The organism is Candidatus Synchoanobacter obligatus, from assembly GCF_024259865.1.
In the GTDB taxonomy this organism is placed as follows: domain Bacteria; phylum Pseudomonadota; class Gammaproteobacteria; order Comchoanobacterales; family Comchoanobacteraceae; genus Synchoanobacter; species Synchoanobacter obligatus.
Genome location: NZ_JAKUDN010000001.1, coordinates 312329 through 329190 on the forward strand (window position 1 = coordinate 312329; position 16862 = coordinate 329190).

Consider the following 16862-nt stretch of genomic DNA (forward strand, 5'->3'; position numbering starts at 1 on the left):
TTATTCCACATTGCGATTCACATGCTCATGCCAACTAAAACCTTTTGCTGGATCATGAACCAATGACTGACCATGCTCTGCAAAATGAGCAAACTCATCATAAAAATGCTCAATAAAACTGGTTACTGGCCAACTCATTGCTTCCCCAAATGCACAAATGGTTTTGCCCTCTATCTTTTTAGCAACGTCATGAATTTGCCCCACCAACCCTGATGACGCCTGCCCTTTTAAGATTCTTTGTAACATCTGCAATATCCAACCACTGCCTTCACGACAAGGTGTACACTGACCACATGACTCATCATGATAAAACCGCATCATATGGGTTAAAGCAGATACCATACAAGTGCTGTCATCCATAATGATCACGCCACCTGAACCAATCGATGAGTTCACCTTCCGCATCGCATCATGATCCATCGTCAATCCCTCTAAATGCTTTGCTGGAATCACCCGCATTGATGTTCCACCAGGAATCACCGCTTTAATAGACCGACCATACCGAACACCACCACATCGTTCTAATAATTCCGTAAAAGGTGTTCCCATGGGTAATTCAAAAACCCCTGGCTTATTCACATGCCCACTCACACAGAAAATCTTGGTACCCGCAGAATTCTCAACCCCTAAGCCTCTGAACCAATCACCTCCTCGTTCGATAATAATGGGTACCGAGGCTAAAGTTTCAGTATTATTGATTGTGGTCGCTTTTCCCCACAATCCTTTTTGTGCTGGAAACGGCGGTTTGTTCCTTGGCATGGCACGCTTGCCCTCAATCGACTCCATCATGGCCGTTTCCTCACCAACAATATAGGAGCCTGCCCCCAAGAGATGATGTACCTGAATCGATATCCCTGAGTTTAAAATATTCTCACCCACCAATCCTGCTTTGGTCGCTTCTGCCAGTGCGTGTTCGCACTGATTAAACTCTCTAATATACTCACCCCGTAAATAGTTATAAGCCACTTTGGCACCAATAACATAAGCACAAATTAATATCCCCTCGAGCAATTGGTGGGGGTTATGCCGAAGAATCAATGTATCTTTACAGGTTCCTGGCTCTCCTTCATCTGAATTACACACCAAATACTTATCACCCGGGGCATCACGGTTCATAAAGCCCCACTTAATCCCTGTCATGAAACCCGCACCACCTCGGCCTTGTAACTTGGACGCTTTGATTTCTTCTAAGACCACTTCAGCTGAGAGTTCACCACTCACCAATCTCTGCCAAACTTGATAACCACCAATAGCTTGATACGCCTCAAGGCCAGGATCATTGACCCTTAAACAAACTTTATTCATGTTCAACCTCTTGCTGCAAAGTCTCCAACAATTGATCGACTGATTTAGGCGTTAAATGCTCATGATAATCAACATCATTCACAATCCCTACCGGTGCGCCCTGACAAGCCCCAAGACATTCGGTTTCTTGTAGCGTCACCTGTCCATCCGATGTTGTTTGACCTAAAGAAATATTCAACTGCGACTCAATCTGCGCAATCACATCATAAGCCCCAGTCAAGCAACAAGATAAACTGGTACATATTTTCAAATAGTGTTTGCCTCCAGGCTGACGTCGATACATGCTATAAAAACTCACCACTTCATAAACATCAACCTTCTCAATCCCCAAATACTCTGCCACAGCATCTAAGGATTCATCAGACAACCAACCATGTCGGTCTTGTAAGATTCTTAAGGCCATTAGAACAGCCCCTTTAGGCTCAGGAAACTTCTGAACCCAGTGATCTATTTTGGTTTGATCTTCACGACAGATCATCGATCTATTTCCCCCAATACAATATCCATCGATGACAGTATCGTCACGACATCTGACAACATATGACCTTGACACAATTCACCAATTGCAGCTAGATGTGGCCATCCAGCCGCCCTCACCTTCATCCGATAAGGCTTATTAGCGCCATCTGAAACCATATAGATCCCAAACTCTCCTTTAGGATGCTCAACACTACTGTAAACCTCTCCCGGAGGCACAATAAATCCCTCTGAATACAATTTAAAATGATGAATCAACGCTTCCATATCATCCTTCATATCCACCCTAACTGGTGGGACAACTTTAGCATGATCGGCCAAAATAGGCCCTGGGTTGTCTCTAAGCCACTGAATACATTGTTGGATAATCCGATTGGATTGCCGCATCTCATGAATACGAATCAAATAACGATCATAACAATCACCATTTTTGCCTAAGGGCACGTCAAAGTCCAAACGATCATACACCGAATATGGCTGAACCTTACGCAAATCCCAAGCAATCCCTGTACTACGTAACATATGCCCAGTAAACCCTAAAGCTTGCGCCCGTTCTGGCTCAATAACACCAATACCAACAGTTCGTTGTTTCCACACCCTGTTATCAGTCAGCAAGGTTTCATATTGATCAATACATTTTGGAAAACGGTTGGTGAAGTCCTCAATAAAATCTAATAACGATCCTTGTCGCGCAGCATTTAACTGACTCAACTGCTTTTGAGTCTTCCAACTACTCTTTTTATATTGTGGCATGCTTAATGGTAGATCTTGTTTCACGCCCCCAGGCCGAAAGTAAGTCGCATGCATTCTTGCCCCTGAAACAGCTTCATACATATCCAACAGATCTTCTCGCTCTCGAAAACAATACAAGAACACACTCATGGCACCCAAATCTAACCCATGAGCCGCCAACCACATCAAATGATTTAAGATCCTTGTGATTTCAGAAAACATGACTCGAATATACTCAGCCCGAACAGGCACTTCAATATCCAACATCTTTTCAAGCGCCATCACATAAGCATGCTCATTACATAACATGGAGATATAACACAATCGATCCATATAGCCTATGGACTGTAAATACGGCTTGGACTCAACCAACTTCTCTGTGGCACGGTGCAATAACCCCACATGAGGATCAATCCCCACAACCGTCTCACCTTGCATCTCAAGGATCAACCTAAGGACACCATGCGCTGCAGGATGCTGTGGACCAAAGTTAATGGTATAATGTGATTCCTGTTTCACGATTGCGCCCTGTCTTCCTTAACGTAACGGTGATCATCCCGGATCACTTTGGGAACACCCACTCTATTTTCTATAGAGACTGGCTCATACACACACTGTTCCTTTTCACCATCATATCGCATCTCCACCGTTCCGATCAATGGAAAATCTTTCCGAAAAGGAAAACCTACAAACCCATAGTCTGTCAAAATCCTTCGCAAATCAGGATGACCTGAAAATATCACCCCAAATAAATCATATGCTTCCCGTTCATACCATAATGCTGATGGCCAAACCGTAGACAATGTCGGCATTGTTAAATCATCACCCAAATGAACTCGAACCCGTAACCGACGGTTGTGCACTATAGATAAAAAGTGACACACAACCACAAAACGTGGCCCCGTCCAGGTAGACTCCTCTGGCAACACTTCTGCTACAGCCCTTGGATAGCCTTGTGACGTTGAGCTCTCTCCCCCCCATTCTGCGACACCATAGTGGAGGTAATCCACCACACACACATCCAATAGCTGCGACATCAATAACTCTGGATGATCACGCAACACTGTCATCATCTGCCCCATCATGGATGGTTTAACGGTTAGGGTTAACTGATCTAACTCCTGACACTCAATATTTAACCAAAGCTTTTGGATAACCTCTTTCATCCACCCTCTCTATCTTGTTCCCAGCGTTTGCGGTATTTCACCTTCATCATCAATTGAATGACACCATATACCAATGCCTCTGCTGTAGGTGGACAACCTGGCACATAAATATCCACGGGGACAATACGATCACATCCCCGTACTACAGAATAAGAGTAATGATAATACCCCCCACCATTGGCGCATGATCCCATCGAGATCACATACCTTGGCTCTGGCATACTGTCATACGTTTGTCGAAAGGGTAATGCCATCTTGTTACATAAAGTGCCTGCAACAATCATCACATCTGACTGCCTGGGGCTACCACGATATAGTCCCCAACCAAATCGATCCATATCAAATCGAGACGAAGCACAATGCATCATTTCAACCGCACAGCACGCAAGCCCAAAACTCACTGGCCACATCGAGCCACCACGTGCCCAGGCAACCAGCTCCTCGACACTGGTTAATCCGTAACCTTGTTGTTGAACATCCATATTACTTCCAGTCTAATGCGCCATGTCGCCATTCAAAAACAAACCCAATGGTTAATATCAGTAAAAAAGCCATCATGACAAAAAAGCCATACCACTGAGTTTCGGACAGGGACACCGCCCACGGAAACAAAAAAGCCGTTTCTAAATCAAATAGAATAAATAACAAAGCCACCAGATAATATCGAACATCAAAAGGCACACGCATCGATCCCTGCGCAGGAAAGCCACATTCAAATGGTGCTATTTTTGCTTTGGTCGGCCGGTGTATCGCTACAATACGCGCCAAAATAACAGGGAGACCCCCTACAAGCATTGCCAAAAACAAAAATAACATAATCGGCAAATATTCCATCATCGCCACAACCAACCCTCCAAGACTGGTGCCGAAGGCCGGAGTCGAACCGGCACAGCGTTAATCCGCTACTGCCCCCTCAAGGCAGCGTGTCTACCTATTCCACCACTTCGGCTATCACATCTTCATCAACTTCTGATAAAAGTTGATGCGCCAACTGATTCTCTTTCATTCCTAGTGCGAGCGACGTCGCAAAAAACAAGATGGCACAAACTGTGGTCACTTTCACCAAAAATGACGTACTACCACTTGCACCAAAAACACTACTGGCATTACCACTACCATAGACAATTCCTGCATCCGCACCTTTGCCTTGCTGAACCAATACCAATACAATCAAAAACAAGCATACAATACAATGTATCAATAAGATCGCTGTTTGCATAATTTGACTACCTCCAACATTACTTTGGGCTTTAGTGATGCACCACCCATTAAAAAACCGTTAATATCTGCGTCGGCTACCGCCTCACAGTTATTTTCATTTATACTACCTCCGTATAGTACCGTAGCTTCTCCAGAATTACCAGGAATATTTTCGAGCAACCATTGTCTAATCATTGAAACCGCAGCATTTATATCATCAACTGATGCGACAACCCCTGTTCCAATACTCCAAACTGGCTCATACGCTACCATCACCTGGTCTAATGTCGTCAAATCTGCCAACTGAGCTGACAACACATCATCTCGTTTTCCTGACTCGTAAGCAGAAATATCCTCACCAATACAATAAATCACCCGAAGGCCCGCAGCCTGCGCCAATGCCAACGCTGCTTTAAAATCGCCACCTTGCTGCCTAACCTCACTGTGACCAATCATCACCGTACCCACACCCAGCTCTTGCAACATGCCAACAGACACCTGACCAGTATGAGCTCCCTGTGCATGCCCTGAAACACTCTGTGCTCCCACAACAACATGGGTATCTTGAAATAAATGTGCTGCTTGGGACAAATAAGGATGAGGCACCAGCAGCCCTAAACGCGTATCACCCACCAATGATGCATACTCTCTTAATAAACGCCCTGCAGCATGCATTTTAAAATTTCCGAAAATATGAAAGTTAGAGGTCACGTTCTAATCCTGGTCTGTGTGCTATCGGCACAAAAAACGCCGCCATTGCAGCAAAAAACATACTCATGGGTAAAATATTCAACCCATACTGATAATCATACAAGGAATACGATGATAATAAGTCCGCATCATGCTGAAAGTCAATCAGCCATGCAATCAACAAAGACAGCAAAGGCCCAAAAATCGTTGAGAGCATATTGGTAAAACCTATTGACGTACTTTTAGACCCTGGCCGTACATAATAATGGGCGATCGTAAAGGGTATTAAATACGCTGCTGAGAAAAATCCTGTCAAGAACAAACAGCACCGCATCATGAACAAATCCATCATGGGAAACATCACCACCAATGACAACAAAATGGAGGTCACCAACGCAGACAAAGACATCACCGAACGAATGTGTACAACCTTTGGGATGGCCAGACTCAATAATGGACAGGCAACCACCAGCCCCATGGTAATAAATGTGCACATACCAGCCGCATCTTCAAAGCTCATGGTGGTTGCATTCGATAAGAAATTAGGCCCCCACTGTGCCACAAAGCAGCTCAAACATGAAAACAACAGTCCTGAGTATATTCCATTGGCCCACATCATATGATCTTTTAAAAATCCTTTTAACTGCACCAACAAATCCCCCAAACTGATAAAAGGCTGCTGATCCTCTAAATAGTCCGGTCGATCCCTAATACACACAAAGGCCAGAACAGCCAACACCATCGCGGCATAACATATCCCTTGAATAAAAAGCCGCCACGAGATCTCTTGCAATGCCACCGCCAAGTACCGCATCACCCCAACAGTAAACGACAATGCAATCATCTCTGCAATACAAAACATCTTAGAGAAATCATCTTTTCGCATCCAATTGGCAATCAAATAGGCCATAGAAACAAAAGCAAAAGACAAGCCTGATCCCATAATAAGCCGAAAAACACACGCTGAAAAAAACGAATCTGCATGAGAAAACCCATAAGCACCAATTGAGCAGACCACCGCGCCTACTGACAGCACTTTTCTAGCACCAAACCGATCTGTGACAATACCTGCAGGAATCTGAAAACAAATATTGGGATAAAACACCATCCCCATCAACACCGCCACTGAAACCGCATCAAGAGAAAACTCTTGAGACAACTGTGACGCCAACATACCTGATGACACCTGAATCGTTAACTGCACTAAAAAACACGATACAGCAATTCCCCAGTTAATATAGGGTAGTAGCTTTTTTCGCCATGAACGCAAAACCATTTTCAGCCAATGTCACTATCAGTGACTATAGTATATTATATCAATATCCTAAGTGCTATCGCTAAATGCACATTTGACATATTTTCTTTAGACCCTTAATATAAAATAGATTTCACATTACAAGGAGTACCCAATGCAAAAAAGAACATTCATCATCAGCTCATGTATCAGTGCTGGAATTCTTCTACTTGGAATTCAAGCATTAAAAATATCCTATGTCACCAAAGAACTAGAAGCAATTGCGGCAAATGATCGCGCCATTCAGATCAACTTCATGAATTCTGACTATCTTAGCAATACCATCAATGCTCAAATGGCCATCAATGGCATGGTCGTTGATGCTTATATATCCCCGCATTTTTTCAGCACCGGCTTCACATACAGACTCAACGATGCCCACACACTATTCCCCGAGGCCATTGCCACAACCTCAAAATTTGACGTAACCGGTGATTTTAGTCCAAGTAACGAAATACTGACCCTAAACCTCCCCAAGGCTCGCTTTACAGCAGGTAACAACACTGCTAGCGTTTCATCACTCTCAACCACTGTTCATACCCAAAGTGATACCGTACTGGCTCCTACAGCCTTAATATCCCTTACCTTTGCTGACCTCGCTATCAATATCGATCAGGAACCCAACTTTTTCATCGAGTCATTCTCCTTTGACAGCAGCGCTTCAACTGAAAACCGCTTTAAAATAAAAACCCGGATTAATCAACTTGATATGACCCTACCGGAAGCAAAAGAATCAACAGACCTTGCAACAACACAACCATTTGTTACAGAGGACTGGCATCAAATCGCACAACATCTACTTCCTATAACCAGTGCCATAGATGTTGATGTCGACACAACACTGGTTAACCTTGCTATGGGCAATACCCAGTCCCTTAATGTCACCGAGCCAATAGATGCAAAAGCAAAAATCTCTTCATCCATTCCGTTCTCGTCTGGTATAGTAGAGGGCCAAGTATCGATCAAACCCGATAACGAGCAACTCTTACTCAACGCGTCATTTAACCAAGAAAGCGCCACATCCGACCAAAAAAAGTTTGAAGAATTTGCATCCATGATTGACACCATGAATCAAAAGAGTCCATACGGCCTCCTGAATATAAGCTATAAAGAGGCAAAAATACATGAAATCAAGAGCTCTACAAGTGTACTAACACTCAAAGCCAATATCCACCCTGAAAGCTATCTCTTTAGCAATATTTATGGTGAGTTTTCTAGCTCGGTGTCATACACCCAATCTCCTGATAGCAAGACAGGCTTTAAACTGGATATTCGCGACCCTCAAACCATGTCACCCACCATGTTCTATAAAATTAATGGTGAATTTGTAAGCTTTCCTACTTTAGGCATCACCCTACCGGAAGACGATAACATCACTCAAATATTTCATCTGGAAACACAAGACCTTGCCATTGAGCATACGATAGAAAATTCAATAAAAGAGATCATTAGCGAAGAGATTAGCCTTCCTCCACAAAAAGGCAATACCTTTACCGTTGAGATCTTTAGCCCAAATTAGCGCATAGCGATACGCTTATAGACCACCTTCACATCTTGTGGCAGGTGGTCTGGTATTTGATCTAAGATCACATTAAAGTGCTCAACCAGATAAGAACTCTGCCACCAATGATCGCTACTAAACCCTAAGTTTAATAATCCGACCATAATCAGCAAAGAGACAACCATACCACGAATACAGCCAAAAATACCCCCCAATACATAATCAAGCCCCATCAACCCGACTTGATTGATTAACCAATGCCCTCCTTTACGGAGCAAAGAGCTACCTGATAGCACAACCACAAAAACTGCCAATACCATTAGTGCAACACGCATCGAGGCAGTCTCGATATACCCATCCAAGTGGGTCGCCAAATCATCCGCATAAGCATATGACAACCATGCTGCCAACATCCAAGCAGTTACCGTCACCGCCTCCTTAATAAAGCCACGGAACAATCCGTACAAGGTAGAGATACTGATCACAACAACCAGCACCCAATCAAACCAATTTAATGCAGCAATCCACGCTGCGACTGTTTCATTCATAATCCATTACCGCTGTTGTGAACTCGATGAATGCGCCAACATAAACTGTTGTGCCAATCCACCAACTCGAGAGAAAAACCGCTCCCCAGAACTAAGCTGCGCCTGAGAAGAGACTTGCACCACTGGCCCCAACGACCCACTTTCAAACAATCCTTGATCTCTATCAATCAAGACCGCCTCAAAGCCACTTTTTTGTGCCCTACCAAAAAACTGTGAACCACCAACTTTTCCATAAGACAACGCATCTGATGCCACCCCAAGCTGCATAAACTGGCCTTTAATGTCTTTTGCAGACACCCCTTTCCCCAAACCTTGACGGTAGGTTTCAACCAACTGATCCAACTCAACCAACAACCCTTGATCCACATGATGCAGGCCACTGCCATCTTTGTTAATTAAGCTTGAGTCTTTACGAATCTTTTCTTTCAGCCATGCCAAGAAAGCCTCACCTTCCATCAACTCTGGTGGCACCTGACTCACCACAGACTGTTCAAAGTCCATATCTTCACCCACACCTTTGGCCAATTTTTCCACATCAAGTTCAACCTCTAATTCAGAAAACCCAGATTGCACATCAGATAACGCATTAACCCATGCCAAAAACAAAAATGGTTCTTCAGTCAACCACGACATCCCAACCTCTGGCATCACAACTTGCGCGTAGACCAAATGCATTTGCTTCACAAACGCTTCATCCTGACTGGCAATTGCTCGAACTCTATAAAAGCTCCCCTGAATCAACCCAGAATTTGGAAACCATGTCTTCACATACTTGCCATCTGTTTCACAAACAAGCACACGACGGTCTTGAAACGCCCGCCCGATTCCTGACAAAAGTGTTGCTGAAAACAATGCATAAATCAGTCGATCAACATCATAACCAAACCCATTATTGGCAATCACCTTAGGCGCACAATGCCGAACCACACCCAATGCGCGTCTCAACGACCGATCTAACAAGCTCTGCTGCAACTTATCTCTAGGTACTGACAACGCCTGTACATATGTTGCATAACGACGCAATAAATCCACATACAATAGTTGAAATAACTCAGGCTTAATATTAACCACCCGCTCTACTGCCGTGATATAATCCGCATACATCGGCTTTGCAAAAACTTTCTTACCCGAGACAATTGGAAAAACAGCCAGCTCATTAAACTCTTTTTGATTATATGACCCACCTTGATCTCTAAACATCCATTTCTCCTAATAACTGACTACCATCTCCATCCGGAAACACATACCGATTTGAATAACCAATTGCTCTTAAAAATAAACCTTTTGCCGGAGCTTGTCCAGGTACTGCCTCACGATTTTTCTCCTGAAGTATTTCCCTCACTGCATGAATGGCCATCTTTCCCTGCCCTACAGCAACCAATGTTGCCATAATCTTTCTGACCATATGGTGCACAAACGCATTGGCTTCAATATGACAATACGTTAACTGACCTTTTTGCTCAAAGCGTATTTCTTTAATACACCGTATCGCATGATCCGACTGACAATGCCTTGACTGAAATGCATAAAAGTCATGCTCACCCAACAGACCCACAGCAGCCTCTTGCATTGAGGCAATATCTAGCACCCCAACATACCAGCTGTATCTTGCTAAAAACAAGTCTCTAGCCTGATGTTGCAACACATACACATACCGTCGGCTCCTGGCACTAAAACGCGCATGAAAGTCCCCATCCACTTCTTGCACCCAACGGATACATATATCATCCGGTAAATGCGCATTAACACCTTTTTCCCATGCCTGGAGACTACGCGATACCGACGTATCAAAATGCACCACTTGCAACAATGCATGCACCCCCTTATCGGTTCTCCCTGCACAAGAGATCCTCACAGGATGATCCGCTATCTGAGATATGGCTTTTTCAAGATGTTCTTGAACCGATATATAATCATCCTGGCATTGAAAACCATGGTAAGCTTCACCAATATAACTCAACCCCATTGCAATTCGTCTCACACCCCCCCCTAGGAAAACCTTTTAAATTATTATATGCTATAGTTAAGATCAAAGAACGCAAACCCCATGATACTTTCACCCGCAGAATCTTTCACTCTCATTGCCGCATCATTATCGATCAGCGCTTTAATCGTTATTGCAGTCTTTAGAGAACATGCCACCACATCAACATGGTGCCATGTTGGCAAAGATGAATATAACTTCATGGGAAGCGAAGACAGCGAACAATCTCGCCTAGACCTCGCAGAAGCATTCATTGACATCGGACAAACATCCGAGGCCCAAACCATTCTTAACGAACTACACCAATCCCCAAATCCTATCACAAAAGAGAGAGCAAAACAACTACTTAGGTCAATTTAACTACCTTGTCATCTTTGGTGGACTGAATGGCTTTCCTGGCGCAGGCTTGTCTTCCTTGTCCGAACCCTTTCTATAGTCTTCATCCTTCTTTTGCTGCTCCATCTCAGCTCGCGTTAAAGGCTCATCACTGGACTTCTTCACCGCAATCGTCCGCCCTTCATCCTTCTTCGACTTAAAGGTTTGGACACTTTTTCCCGTCTTTAAATCAATGACTTTAGCACCTTTAATCGCACCCTCTGCACTGTACTGCTGAATCATTTGCCTGACCTCATCAAGGCTCATGGCTTGCGTATCCACACCCAATTGATTCAGAATCTGCACATAGCTGTCTTCAGACGCCTGACCACCAACCTCACCACCAGACTCTGTATCATCTGTTCGGGTTATATCCCCTGACTTCTTACTTACCATAACTCACCTCATTTCTTTGACTGCAAAAAATCGTTTTGCAATTTCGCATACATTCCAAGCGGCACCTCGATAGACATTATCGGATACAACCCACAGACCCACAACCCGGTCTTTAACCTGAACTCGACCAACATGAACCTGATGACACTCCTTAGCATCTCTAGGCTCAGGAACTGCATCTTCATATAATTTAATATAAGGACAATCCCTAAATTTCTCAAGTAGCTCTTTCATATTCACCGTCGATGCCAAGGTTACCCTTAAATGCATACTATGCCCATATCGTACCGGAACCCTCACTGCCATCACGGATACGGGGATATCTATCCCCAATATCTTATTCACTTCATACTGAATCTTATCTTCCTCACCCGTGACCCCATCATCACCCATAGAACCAATCTCAGCTCGCACAGAGTCATACACCCCTTGCTGACTATCCAAGTCTCGCATGGCTTGCATCCCTGCACCGGATACCGACTGATACGTCGAACCCCAAACACCCTCAAGCCCCCACTCTTGTAATAATGACAATACCAACACCATCGGTATTGCCACACAATTGGGACTTGCTACCACCTGACCAACTGTCTCTTGAAAGATCTCAGGAACCACCAATGCCACAGAATCCTCTCTACGAAAAGCACTACTATTATCAATCAACCAAGCCCCACCCAATGATGCTCTAACCTGACTGGCACAAACATGCCCAGCACTCATCACAACACCATCCATAGCACCAAAGTCAAAATCCTCTGAGGCAGACACTGGATAAGACATCTCACCCACATCAATCACTTGCCCAACTGAACGGCGTCCCAAGGCATATAATTCCACCTCACAAGAAGACAAAATCCCCAACATCTGACGCCCAACAATCCCATTGGCACCCACAACCGCAACCTTCACCCAAACCTCCTATTCAGTATGACTCTAAGATACGGGATTACCCCCATCTACTCAACGAGAACGCTTCATCGCTGTCTTCTCAGCAACAACAGAAACTAAAGTTGCACCAATCTCAATATCTCCATCTCCTATTTCCCATTTATAGAAATGATTTGGATAGGACTTAAACCCTTTATTCTCCAACAATATCTTTACAGATGCTTTTGTTATCTTACCCGCTCCATCCTGCAACTCTGACCCATCAATAAGATAATCTTCATGACTCACATCATAACCTGACTTTTTTTGAATCATCAATCTCACCCTAAAAGGAGACTTTCCCCGCCCTGAATCGACACTATCCCGACCAGAAACTTTTACCGGTGTTTTCACTGCTTCTGCCATCAATGGCTTCTTTTCTTCATCCGCTTTCACACAACACGGCAATAAATACGACAATAATGACATGTTTTCTCTCTTTTTATCAACAATTCACTCTATCCCACATCCTTAATCTTGTCTATAAAAACCTCTGCCCCATCTTGACAACACCCAATCATACCCCTTAAAATATCTATCCTTACGACAGGAGTCATCATGAAACCCCAAAAGTCCACCATGACATCAAATAGCTTTGTTCATATCGCCTACTTCCCTGTTCAACTCCTAAAAAACCTCATCGTATTTCTCCTAGACAGTATCATACTATTCTTTGAGACCCTTAAGTATCCATTCACTCCCCCTAAAGAAACCACCCAAGAGTCCCCAGAAGTCACCATCTTATTGAAAGAAGTTAAAGACAAACTATCCTCTATAGAGGCAACAGTCTCCCCTCAACTCACTCAAATCCTCACTRCTGTAAGCACCTGCAAGAAACGTTTAACCCCCAAAAGAACCTCCCCAAAAGTAGGAAAAATGTGCAGCCCATTAACCGTAAGGCCCCCCATGACCCCCGGGAGACTGAATTTACTTAGTAACATTCGTAATACCCCATCCCGTGCCAAGACATTCAAATCACCCAAAATGACCAAACAACCTAGCAGCCTACAAACCGCACTCTTAGCACGTCTTGCTCAAATGCAATCGGTCTATCAATCACCCCCTGAATCCCCAGAAACACCTAGTCATGCCTAGATACCGCATTGATCCAAATATCCTCTCTCATTCACATGACGATGAGGATATCCCCATCAATTCAACATACCCTGATACCTATAAAGCCCCCAGCACCCCCAACCTGACATTAAGACAACTAAAGTCCGGTAAAATCCCCATTCATAGCACCATCAATCTTAGAGGACTCTACCAAAAAGAAGCCCGAGAACAACTCCAAAATCTCATCCAACAGAATAACAAACAATCCCTGTATTTAATTATCCATGGCAAAGGACTCCGCTCTGACAATAACATCCCTAAAATTAAGAACCTACTCCTCAGTATGATCTACCAACACCCCAAAGTCATTGCTTATACACCCGCACTCGCCAAAGACGGTGGCGAGGGTGCTTGTTATGTACTGTTAGGTGAAGGTGTTACCAGTCTTTAATTCAGAACCTTGCCCTGACTCAACTTGCTTTCCCTTAGTTACTGCCGCCACTTCCTTAGCAGCTGTTTCTCCCCTGCCAGCTGGACTAGGGGGATTAACAACAAGATCGTGGCCTCTGGCGCTTGCGCTAGCAGAGGTTTCGCCGCCTACCTTCCAATAAGTAGCATAGACTATGCTACTGTTGGCTCCCGGCGCATTATAACCAGAATATCGCGAATCTACATTTTTAACCACCTTGGAATAAAGGGCATTACTACCTATAATCGGTGCATTACCAGGCCTTGGTTGATTATTTCCCCTTTGTTGATTATTTCCCCAGGCATCATAAGTGTTATTCTCGTCTTCCATAAAATTGCCTGCAACGTTAACAGCAGGAGAATACATTGCGTTATCGTCATTCCCTGTATCAGCAGGAAGGCCGTTATATAAGATAGTACCTGCAGCAGAAGCATACAATACGTTAGGTATTAACGGAACAGATGCTATATGAGCTGCTTTGACCTCATTTGGGTCTTTGTCTAAGGGATTTGCTAATTGTCTAGATTCCTGCATACGCTTACCATAATTCATTCGATCTAAAGTACTAGAAGTGGTTACTCCTACACCTCCTGCAGTGATAAGAGCACCAATAACGACAATGGCCAAGGCAGCGCCTCCTGTTAAGAGAACTGCCGATGCAATAATAGCCGCAATCCCAAAAGCCATAGCCATCGATCCGTATGCTTGCTTTGTTTTGGCATAATTTATTTTACCAGGTAGAGTTTCATCAAATTTTCTTTCCGCAGCTCTCTTTTCAAGCACCTCCTTACTCTTTGTACGCGCACCGGATATGCTTAAATTGTTAGGACCTTGTTTTGTGAGCGCCTCTATAAAGAGTGAATATCGCTCGTCTGTATGCTCACCGCTAACAAATCCATCAAGGATCTCTGCCCTTTTGTTAAGCTTAGCTTGCCAAACTTCATCCGCTACTGCCTGCGGCTGGGTGGTAAGGGAAGCAATCAAAGTACTCAGTTTATCTTCACCCAATTTTGAACCTGAGCGAACATAAATGTCTTTTATAGCATCATTTATTTTTGTTTCAGGGCTTCTACTACCTCCTACATAGATAGCACCGACTTCTGGAGTTTCCCCTAGCATAACACACCTCTCTTTTATTCAGTTAGGATTGTTATAGTGCATTATAAATATTTGGCAGATTTTTATTGGTATGATGAGACAATAATACCGATGAGGATATAAAGACCTGCAGATTGGTTGAGGAGAAAGGCTTTAAAATAATATGATTGTTTAACAAACTTGAGCTGTTGGTAAAGGTTATGGGCTAGGGGTATTAGAAAAAGGTGAAAGAATCCATTAAGGGTTAAACCCCATAGTAACCATGAAAGGATCAGAATGATGTAGCCATACTGAATAAAAGGGAAGACATAAGACCCTAAGGCAATGGCGGTGGATCCTACGGAGGTATGGATATCATCCTGATAGTCTGTTAAGGCATAGATGGTATCATAGATAATGACCCATAATACCACGATAGCATAGAAGAGGATTGCTTGGGCCCCTATAGGGGTATTGGTTGAGAGATAAGCCATAGGTATGCCTTGGGAGAATACCAGCCCAAGAAAGAGCTGAGGTGTGCTGATATAACGCTTTGTGTAGGGGTATATGGATAACAATATGCCTGAGAGTAATCCACATAGCTGGGCTTTAAAAGGTAGGAACCATAATAAAGTTGCTGCTGATAGCATGAGGCATACAAAGAATATCAGTGCTTGGTTGGGAGAGACTTGTCCTGTAACCAGTGGTCTTTGAGCCGTTCTAGAGACTTTAGCATCTAACCACATATCTGCATAATCATTGAAGACACAACCTGCTGATCGGGTTAAGAGGATGCCTGCAATAAATAGGATCCATAAGGAGGGCGTACTGGCTTTGGTTAAGACCAATGCGGAAAGTGTGGGCCATGCCAATAAGACAATACCCCAAGGCTTGTCCAATCGTGCCAACCGAATATAAGGGCCAAATTGTATCCCCATATGGGTTTTTATCCCGTACACATTTGTTCTCCAATAACCTTTGTCAATGTAGCAACATTTTACTTGATTTCAGTAGTTCATCAACGCAAAATATCCGGTATATGGACACGCCAATCATCATCATTGTTGCTGGACCTTCAGCAAGCGGAAAAACTCATTTTATTGAGCGTTTATTCCAACGACACCCTGGATTTATGGCCATTGTTTGTGCAGACAACTATTACTACCAACAAGATCATATTCCATTACATCAACGTTTAACGAAAAACTATGACCATCCTGATGCCATTGAGTGGTCATTATTAGAAAAGCACTTGATACAACTGAAACAAAACCAGATTGTTCAAAGTCCTAAATACTCTTTTGTGAAGTGTAACCGTTTAGAGACGACTTTAACCATTAAACCCAAACCGATTATCTTATTAGACGGACTGTTATGTTTGGCCATGCCCAATATCCGTCAACATGCCCACTTATCATTGTATATTGATACCCCATTGGATATTTGCTTAACCAGACGTATCAAAAGAGATATTGCAACCCGTGGGCGAACATCTGAACAAGTCATTCAACAATATTTAACCAAAACACGGCCTATGTATTATCAGCATATCTTACCCTCTCGAGAACATGCTGACTTGATTATGCCGTCCACCGATCATATCGATAAAGTCTGTGTACTTTTAGAGAAACATTTAGTAGGATATATAGACCAAGAGTAATGGAA

22 protein-coding genes and 1 tRNA gene are annotated in these 16862 nt (G+C 43.6%); 5 read left to right on the forward strand and 18 right to left on the reverse strand.

Annotated features, from left to right (window positions below; translation table 11 throughout):
- From nuoF to MKS91_RS01540, 10 genes are all read right to left on the reverse strand, one after another.
- Entirely contained in the window at window positions 1-1305 is a 1305-nt protein-coding gene (gene nuoF / locus MKS91_RS01495) for an NADH-quinone oxidoreductase subunit NuoF (RefSeq protein ID WP_258569074.1), read from the reverse strand.
- Complete coding sequence (gene nuoE, locus MKS91_RS01500; protein ID WP_258569075.1) at window positions 1298-1783, reverse strand: NADH-quinone oxidoreductase subunit NuoE; 486 nt, start codon at window positions 1781-1783, stop codon at window positions 1298-1300. The genes nuoF and nuoE overlap by 8 nt, the downstream gene beginning before the upstream one ends.
- Entirely contained in the window at window positions 1780-3033 is a 1254-nt protein-coding gene (locus MKS91_RS01505; protein ID WP_258569076.1) for an NADH-quinone oxidoreductase subunit D, read from the reverse strand. Before MKS91_RS01505 ends, nuoE begins: the two co-directional genes overlap by 4 nt.
- Window positions 3030-3680: an NADH-quinone oxidoreductase subunit C gene (locus MKS91_RS01510; protein ID WP_258569077.1), complete on the reverse strand. Its 651-nt coding sequence runs from the start codon at window positions 3678-3680 to the stop codon at window positions 3030-3032. The genes MKS91_RS01505 and MKS91_RS01510 overlap by 4 nt, the downstream gene beginning before the upstream one ends.
- A complete protein-coding gene (locus MKS91_RS01515; RefSeq protein WP_258569078.1) occupies window positions 3677-4162 on the reverse strand; it encodes a NuoB/complex I 20 kDa subunit family protein in 486 nt (161 codons plus the stop codon). Before MKS91_RS01515 ends, MKS91_RS01510 begins: the two co-directional genes overlap by 4 nt.
- Before the next feature lies 1 nt (window position 4163).
- On the reverse strand, window positions 4164-4523 hold the full coding sequence (ndhC, locus tag MKS91_RS01520; RefSeq protein WP_258569079.1) for an NADH-quinone oxidoreductase subunit A: 360 nt from the start codon (window positions 4521-4523) through the stop codon (window positions 4164-4166).
- A gap of 17 nt (window positions 4524-4540) precedes the next feature.
- Window positions 4541-4629 (reverse strand) — tRNA-Leu (locus tag MKS91_RS01525).
- Complete coding sequence (gene secG, locus MKS91_RS01530; RefSeq protein WP_258569080.1) at window positions 4612-4899, reverse strand: preprotein translocase subunit SecG; 288 nt, start codon at window positions 4897-4899, stop codon at window positions 4612-4614. Before secG ends, MKS91_RS01525 begins: the two co-directional genes overlap by 18 nt.
- A complete protein-coding gene (gene tpiA / locus MKS91_RS01535; protein WP_258569081.1) occupies window positions 4878-5591 on the reverse strand; it encodes a triose-phosphate isomerase in 714 nt (237 codons plus the stop codon). Before tpiA ends, secG begins: the two co-directional genes overlap by 22 nt.
- Entirely contained in the window at window positions 5581-6846 is a 1266-nt protein-coding gene (locus MKS91_RS01540; RefSeq protein ID WP_258569082.1) for an MFS transporter, read from the reverse strand. Before MKS91_RS01540 ends, tpiA begins: the two co-directional genes overlap by 11 nt.
- A gap of 133 nt (window positions 6847-6979) precedes the next feature.
- On the opposite strand from MKS91_RS01540, the gene MKS91_RS01545 reads away from it, so the two are divergent.
- Window positions 6980-8383: a hypothetical protein gene (locus MKS91_RS01545; protein ID WP_258569083.1), complete on the forward strand. Its 1404-nt coding sequence runs from the start codon at window positions 6980-6982 to the stop codon at window positions 8381-8383.
- Here the strand turns inward: MKS91_RS01545 and MKS91_RS01550 are convergent.
- The 3 genes from MKS91_RS01550 to truA are packed head-to-tail and all read right to left on the reverse strand — an operon-like array spanning window position 8380 to window position 10894.
- On the reverse strand, window positions 8380-8913 hold the full coding sequence (locus MKS91_RS01550; protein WP_258569084.1) for a CvpA family protein: 534 nt from the start codon (window positions 8911-8913) through the stop codon (window positions 8380-8382). The two genes, MKS91_RS01545 and MKS91_RS01550, sit on opposite strands and share 4 nt — an antisense overlap.
- Before the next feature lie 6 nt (window positions 8914-8919).
- Window positions 8920-10113, reverse strand: a complete 1194-nt coding sequence (locus MKS91_RS01555) for a TraI domain-containing protein (protein ID WP_258569085.1) — start codon at window positions 10111-10113, stop codon at window positions 8920-8922.
- Entirely contained in the window at window positions 10106-10894 is a 789-nt protein-coding gene (gene truA, locus MKS91_RS01560) for a tRNA pseudouridine(38-40) synthase TruA (protein WP_258569086.1), read from the reverse strand. Before truA ends, MKS91_RS01555 begins: the two co-directional genes overlap by 8 nt.
- Window positions 10895-10960: 66 nt before the next feature.
- On the opposite strand from truA, the gene MKS91_RS01565 reads away from it, so the two are divergent.
- Window positions 10961-11257, forward strand: coding sequence for a FimV/HubP family polar landmark protein (locus MKS91_RS01565; RefSeq protein ID WP_258569087.1), 297 nt, complete (start codon window positions 10961-10963; stop codon window positions 11255-11257).
- Here the strand turns inward: MKS91_RS01565 and MKS91_RS01570 are convergent, their stop codons facing one another.
- Genes MKS91_RS01570 through MKS91_RS01580 form a run of 3 tightly spaced genes read right to left on the reverse strand, consistent with a single transcriptional unit; the run spans window position 11258 to window position 13024 of the window.
- Window positions 11258-11668: a hypothetical protein gene (locus MKS91_RS01570; protein WP_258569088.1), complete on the reverse strand. Its 411-nt coding sequence runs from the start codon at window positions 11666-11668 to the stop codon at window positions 11258-11260.
- A gap of 3 nt (window positions 11669-11671) precedes the next feature.
- Window positions 11672-12577, reverse strand: coding sequence for an aspartate-semialdehyde dehydrogenase (locus tag MKS91_RS05300; RefSeq protein ID WP_258569089.1), 906 nt, complete (start codon window positions 12575-12577; stop codon window positions 11672-11674).
- Between the two features lie 51 nt (window positions 12578-12628).
- Window positions 12629-13024, reverse strand: a complete 396-nt coding sequence (locus MKS91_RS01580; protein WP_258569090.1) for a hypothetical protein — start codon at window positions 13022-13024, stop codon at window positions 12629-12631.
- A gap of 129 nt (window positions 13025-13153) precedes the next feature.
- Here MKS91_RS01580 and MKS91_RS01585 point away from each other — a divergent pair, with 129 nt between their 5' ends.
- Entirely contained in the window at window positions 13154-13690 is a 537-nt protein-coding gene (locus MKS91_RS01585) for a hypothetical protein (RefSeq protein WP_258569091.1), read from the forward strand.
- Window positions 13683-14102, forward strand: a complete 420-nt coding sequence (locus tag MKS91_RS01590; protein WP_258569092.1) for a Smr/MutS family protein — start codon at window positions 13683-13685, stop codon at window positions 14100-14102. Before MKS91_RS01585 ends, MKS91_RS01590 begins: the two co-directional genes overlap by 8 nt.
- Here the strand turns inward: MKS91_RS01590 and MKS91_RS01595 are convergent.
- Entirely contained in the window at window positions 14076-15239 is a 1164-nt protein-coding gene (locus MKS91_RS01595; RefSeq protein ID WP_258569093.1) for a hypothetical protein, read from the reverse strand. The genes MKS91_RS01590 and MKS91_RS01595 overlap by 27 nt on opposite strands.
- Before the next feature lie 62 nt (window positions 15240-15301).
- Window positions 15302-16156 carry a 4-hydroxybenzoate octaprenyltransferase gene (locus tag MKS91_RS01600; RefSeq protein WP_258569094.1) on the reverse strand — a complete coding sequence of 285 codons (855 nt, stop codon included), beginning with the start codon at window positions 16154-16156 and terminating at the stop codon, window positions 15302-15304.
- A gap of 80 nt (window positions 16157-16236) precedes the next feature.
- On the opposite strand from MKS91_RS01600, the gene udk reads away from it, so the two are divergent.
- Window positions 16237-16857 (forward strand): uridine kinase, encoded by a 621-nt coding sequence (gene udk, locus MKS91_RS01605; RefSeq protein WP_258569095.1) that lies wholly within the window; start codon window positions 16237-16239, stop codon window positions 16855-16857.
- Window positions 16858-16862 lie beyond the last annotated feature (5 nt).

Bases quoted from the DNA above. Each gene is read 5' to 3' on its own strand.
- nuoF (WP_258569074.1), bottom strand. From the start codon at position 1,305: ATGAATAAAGTTTGTTTAAGGGTCAATGATCCTGGCCTTGAGGCGTAT.
- nuoE (WP_258569075.1), bottom strand. From the start codon at position 1,783: ATGATCTGTCGTGAAGATCAAACCAAAATAGATCACTGGGTTCAGAAG.
- MKS91_RS01510 (WP_258569077.1), bottom strand. From the start codon at position 3,680: ATGAAAGAGGTTATCCAAAAGCTTTGGTTAAATATTGAGTGTCAGGAG.
- MKS91_RS01515 (WP_258569078.1), bottom strand. From the start codon at position 4,162: ATGGATGTTCAACAACAAGGTTACGGATTAACCAGTGTCGAGGAGCTG.
- secG (WP_258569080.1), bottom strand. From the start codon at position 4,899: ATGCAAACAGCGATCTTATTGATACATTGTATTGTATGCTTGTTTTTG.
- MKS91_RS01540 (WP_258569082.1), bottom strand. From the start codon at position 6,846: ATGGTTTTGCGTTCATGGCGAAAAAAGCTACTACCCTATATTAACTGG.
- MKS91_RS01545 (WP_258569083.1), top strand. From the start codon at position 6,980: ATGCAAAAAAGAACATTCATCATCAGCTCATGTATCAGTGCTGGAATT.
- MKS91_RS01550 (WP_258569084.1), bottom strand. From the start codon at position 8,913: ATGAATGAAACAGTCGCAGCGTGGATTGCTGCATTAAATTGGTTTGAT.
- MKS91_RS01555 (WP_258569085.1), bottom strand. From the start codon at position 10,113: ATGTTTAGAGATCAAGGTGGGTCATATAATCAAAAAGAGTTTAATGAG.
- MKS91_RS01565 (WP_258569087.1), top strand. From the start codon at position 10,961: ATGATACTTTCACCCGCAGAATCTTTCACTCTCATTGCCGCATCATTA.
- MKS91_RS01570 (WP_258569088.1), bottom strand. From the start codon at position 11,668: ATGGTAAGTAAGAAGTCAGGGGATATAACCCGAACAGATGATACAGAG.
- MKS91_RS01580 (WP_258569090.1), bottom strand. From the start codon at position 13,024: ATGTCATTATTGTCGTATTTATTGCCGTGTTGTGTGAAAGCGGATGAA.
- MKS91_RS01590 (WP_258569092.1), top strand. From the start codon at position 13,683: ATGCCTAGATACCGCATTGATCCAAATATCCTCTCTCATTCACATGAC.
- MKS91_RS01595 (WP_258569093.1), bottom strand. From the start codon at position 15,239: ATGCTAGGGGAAACTCCAGAAGTCGGTGCTATCTATGTAGGAGGTAGT.
- udk (WP_258569095.1), top strand. From the start codon at position 16,237: ATGGACACGCCAATCATCATCATTGTTGCTGGACCTTCAGCAAGCGGA.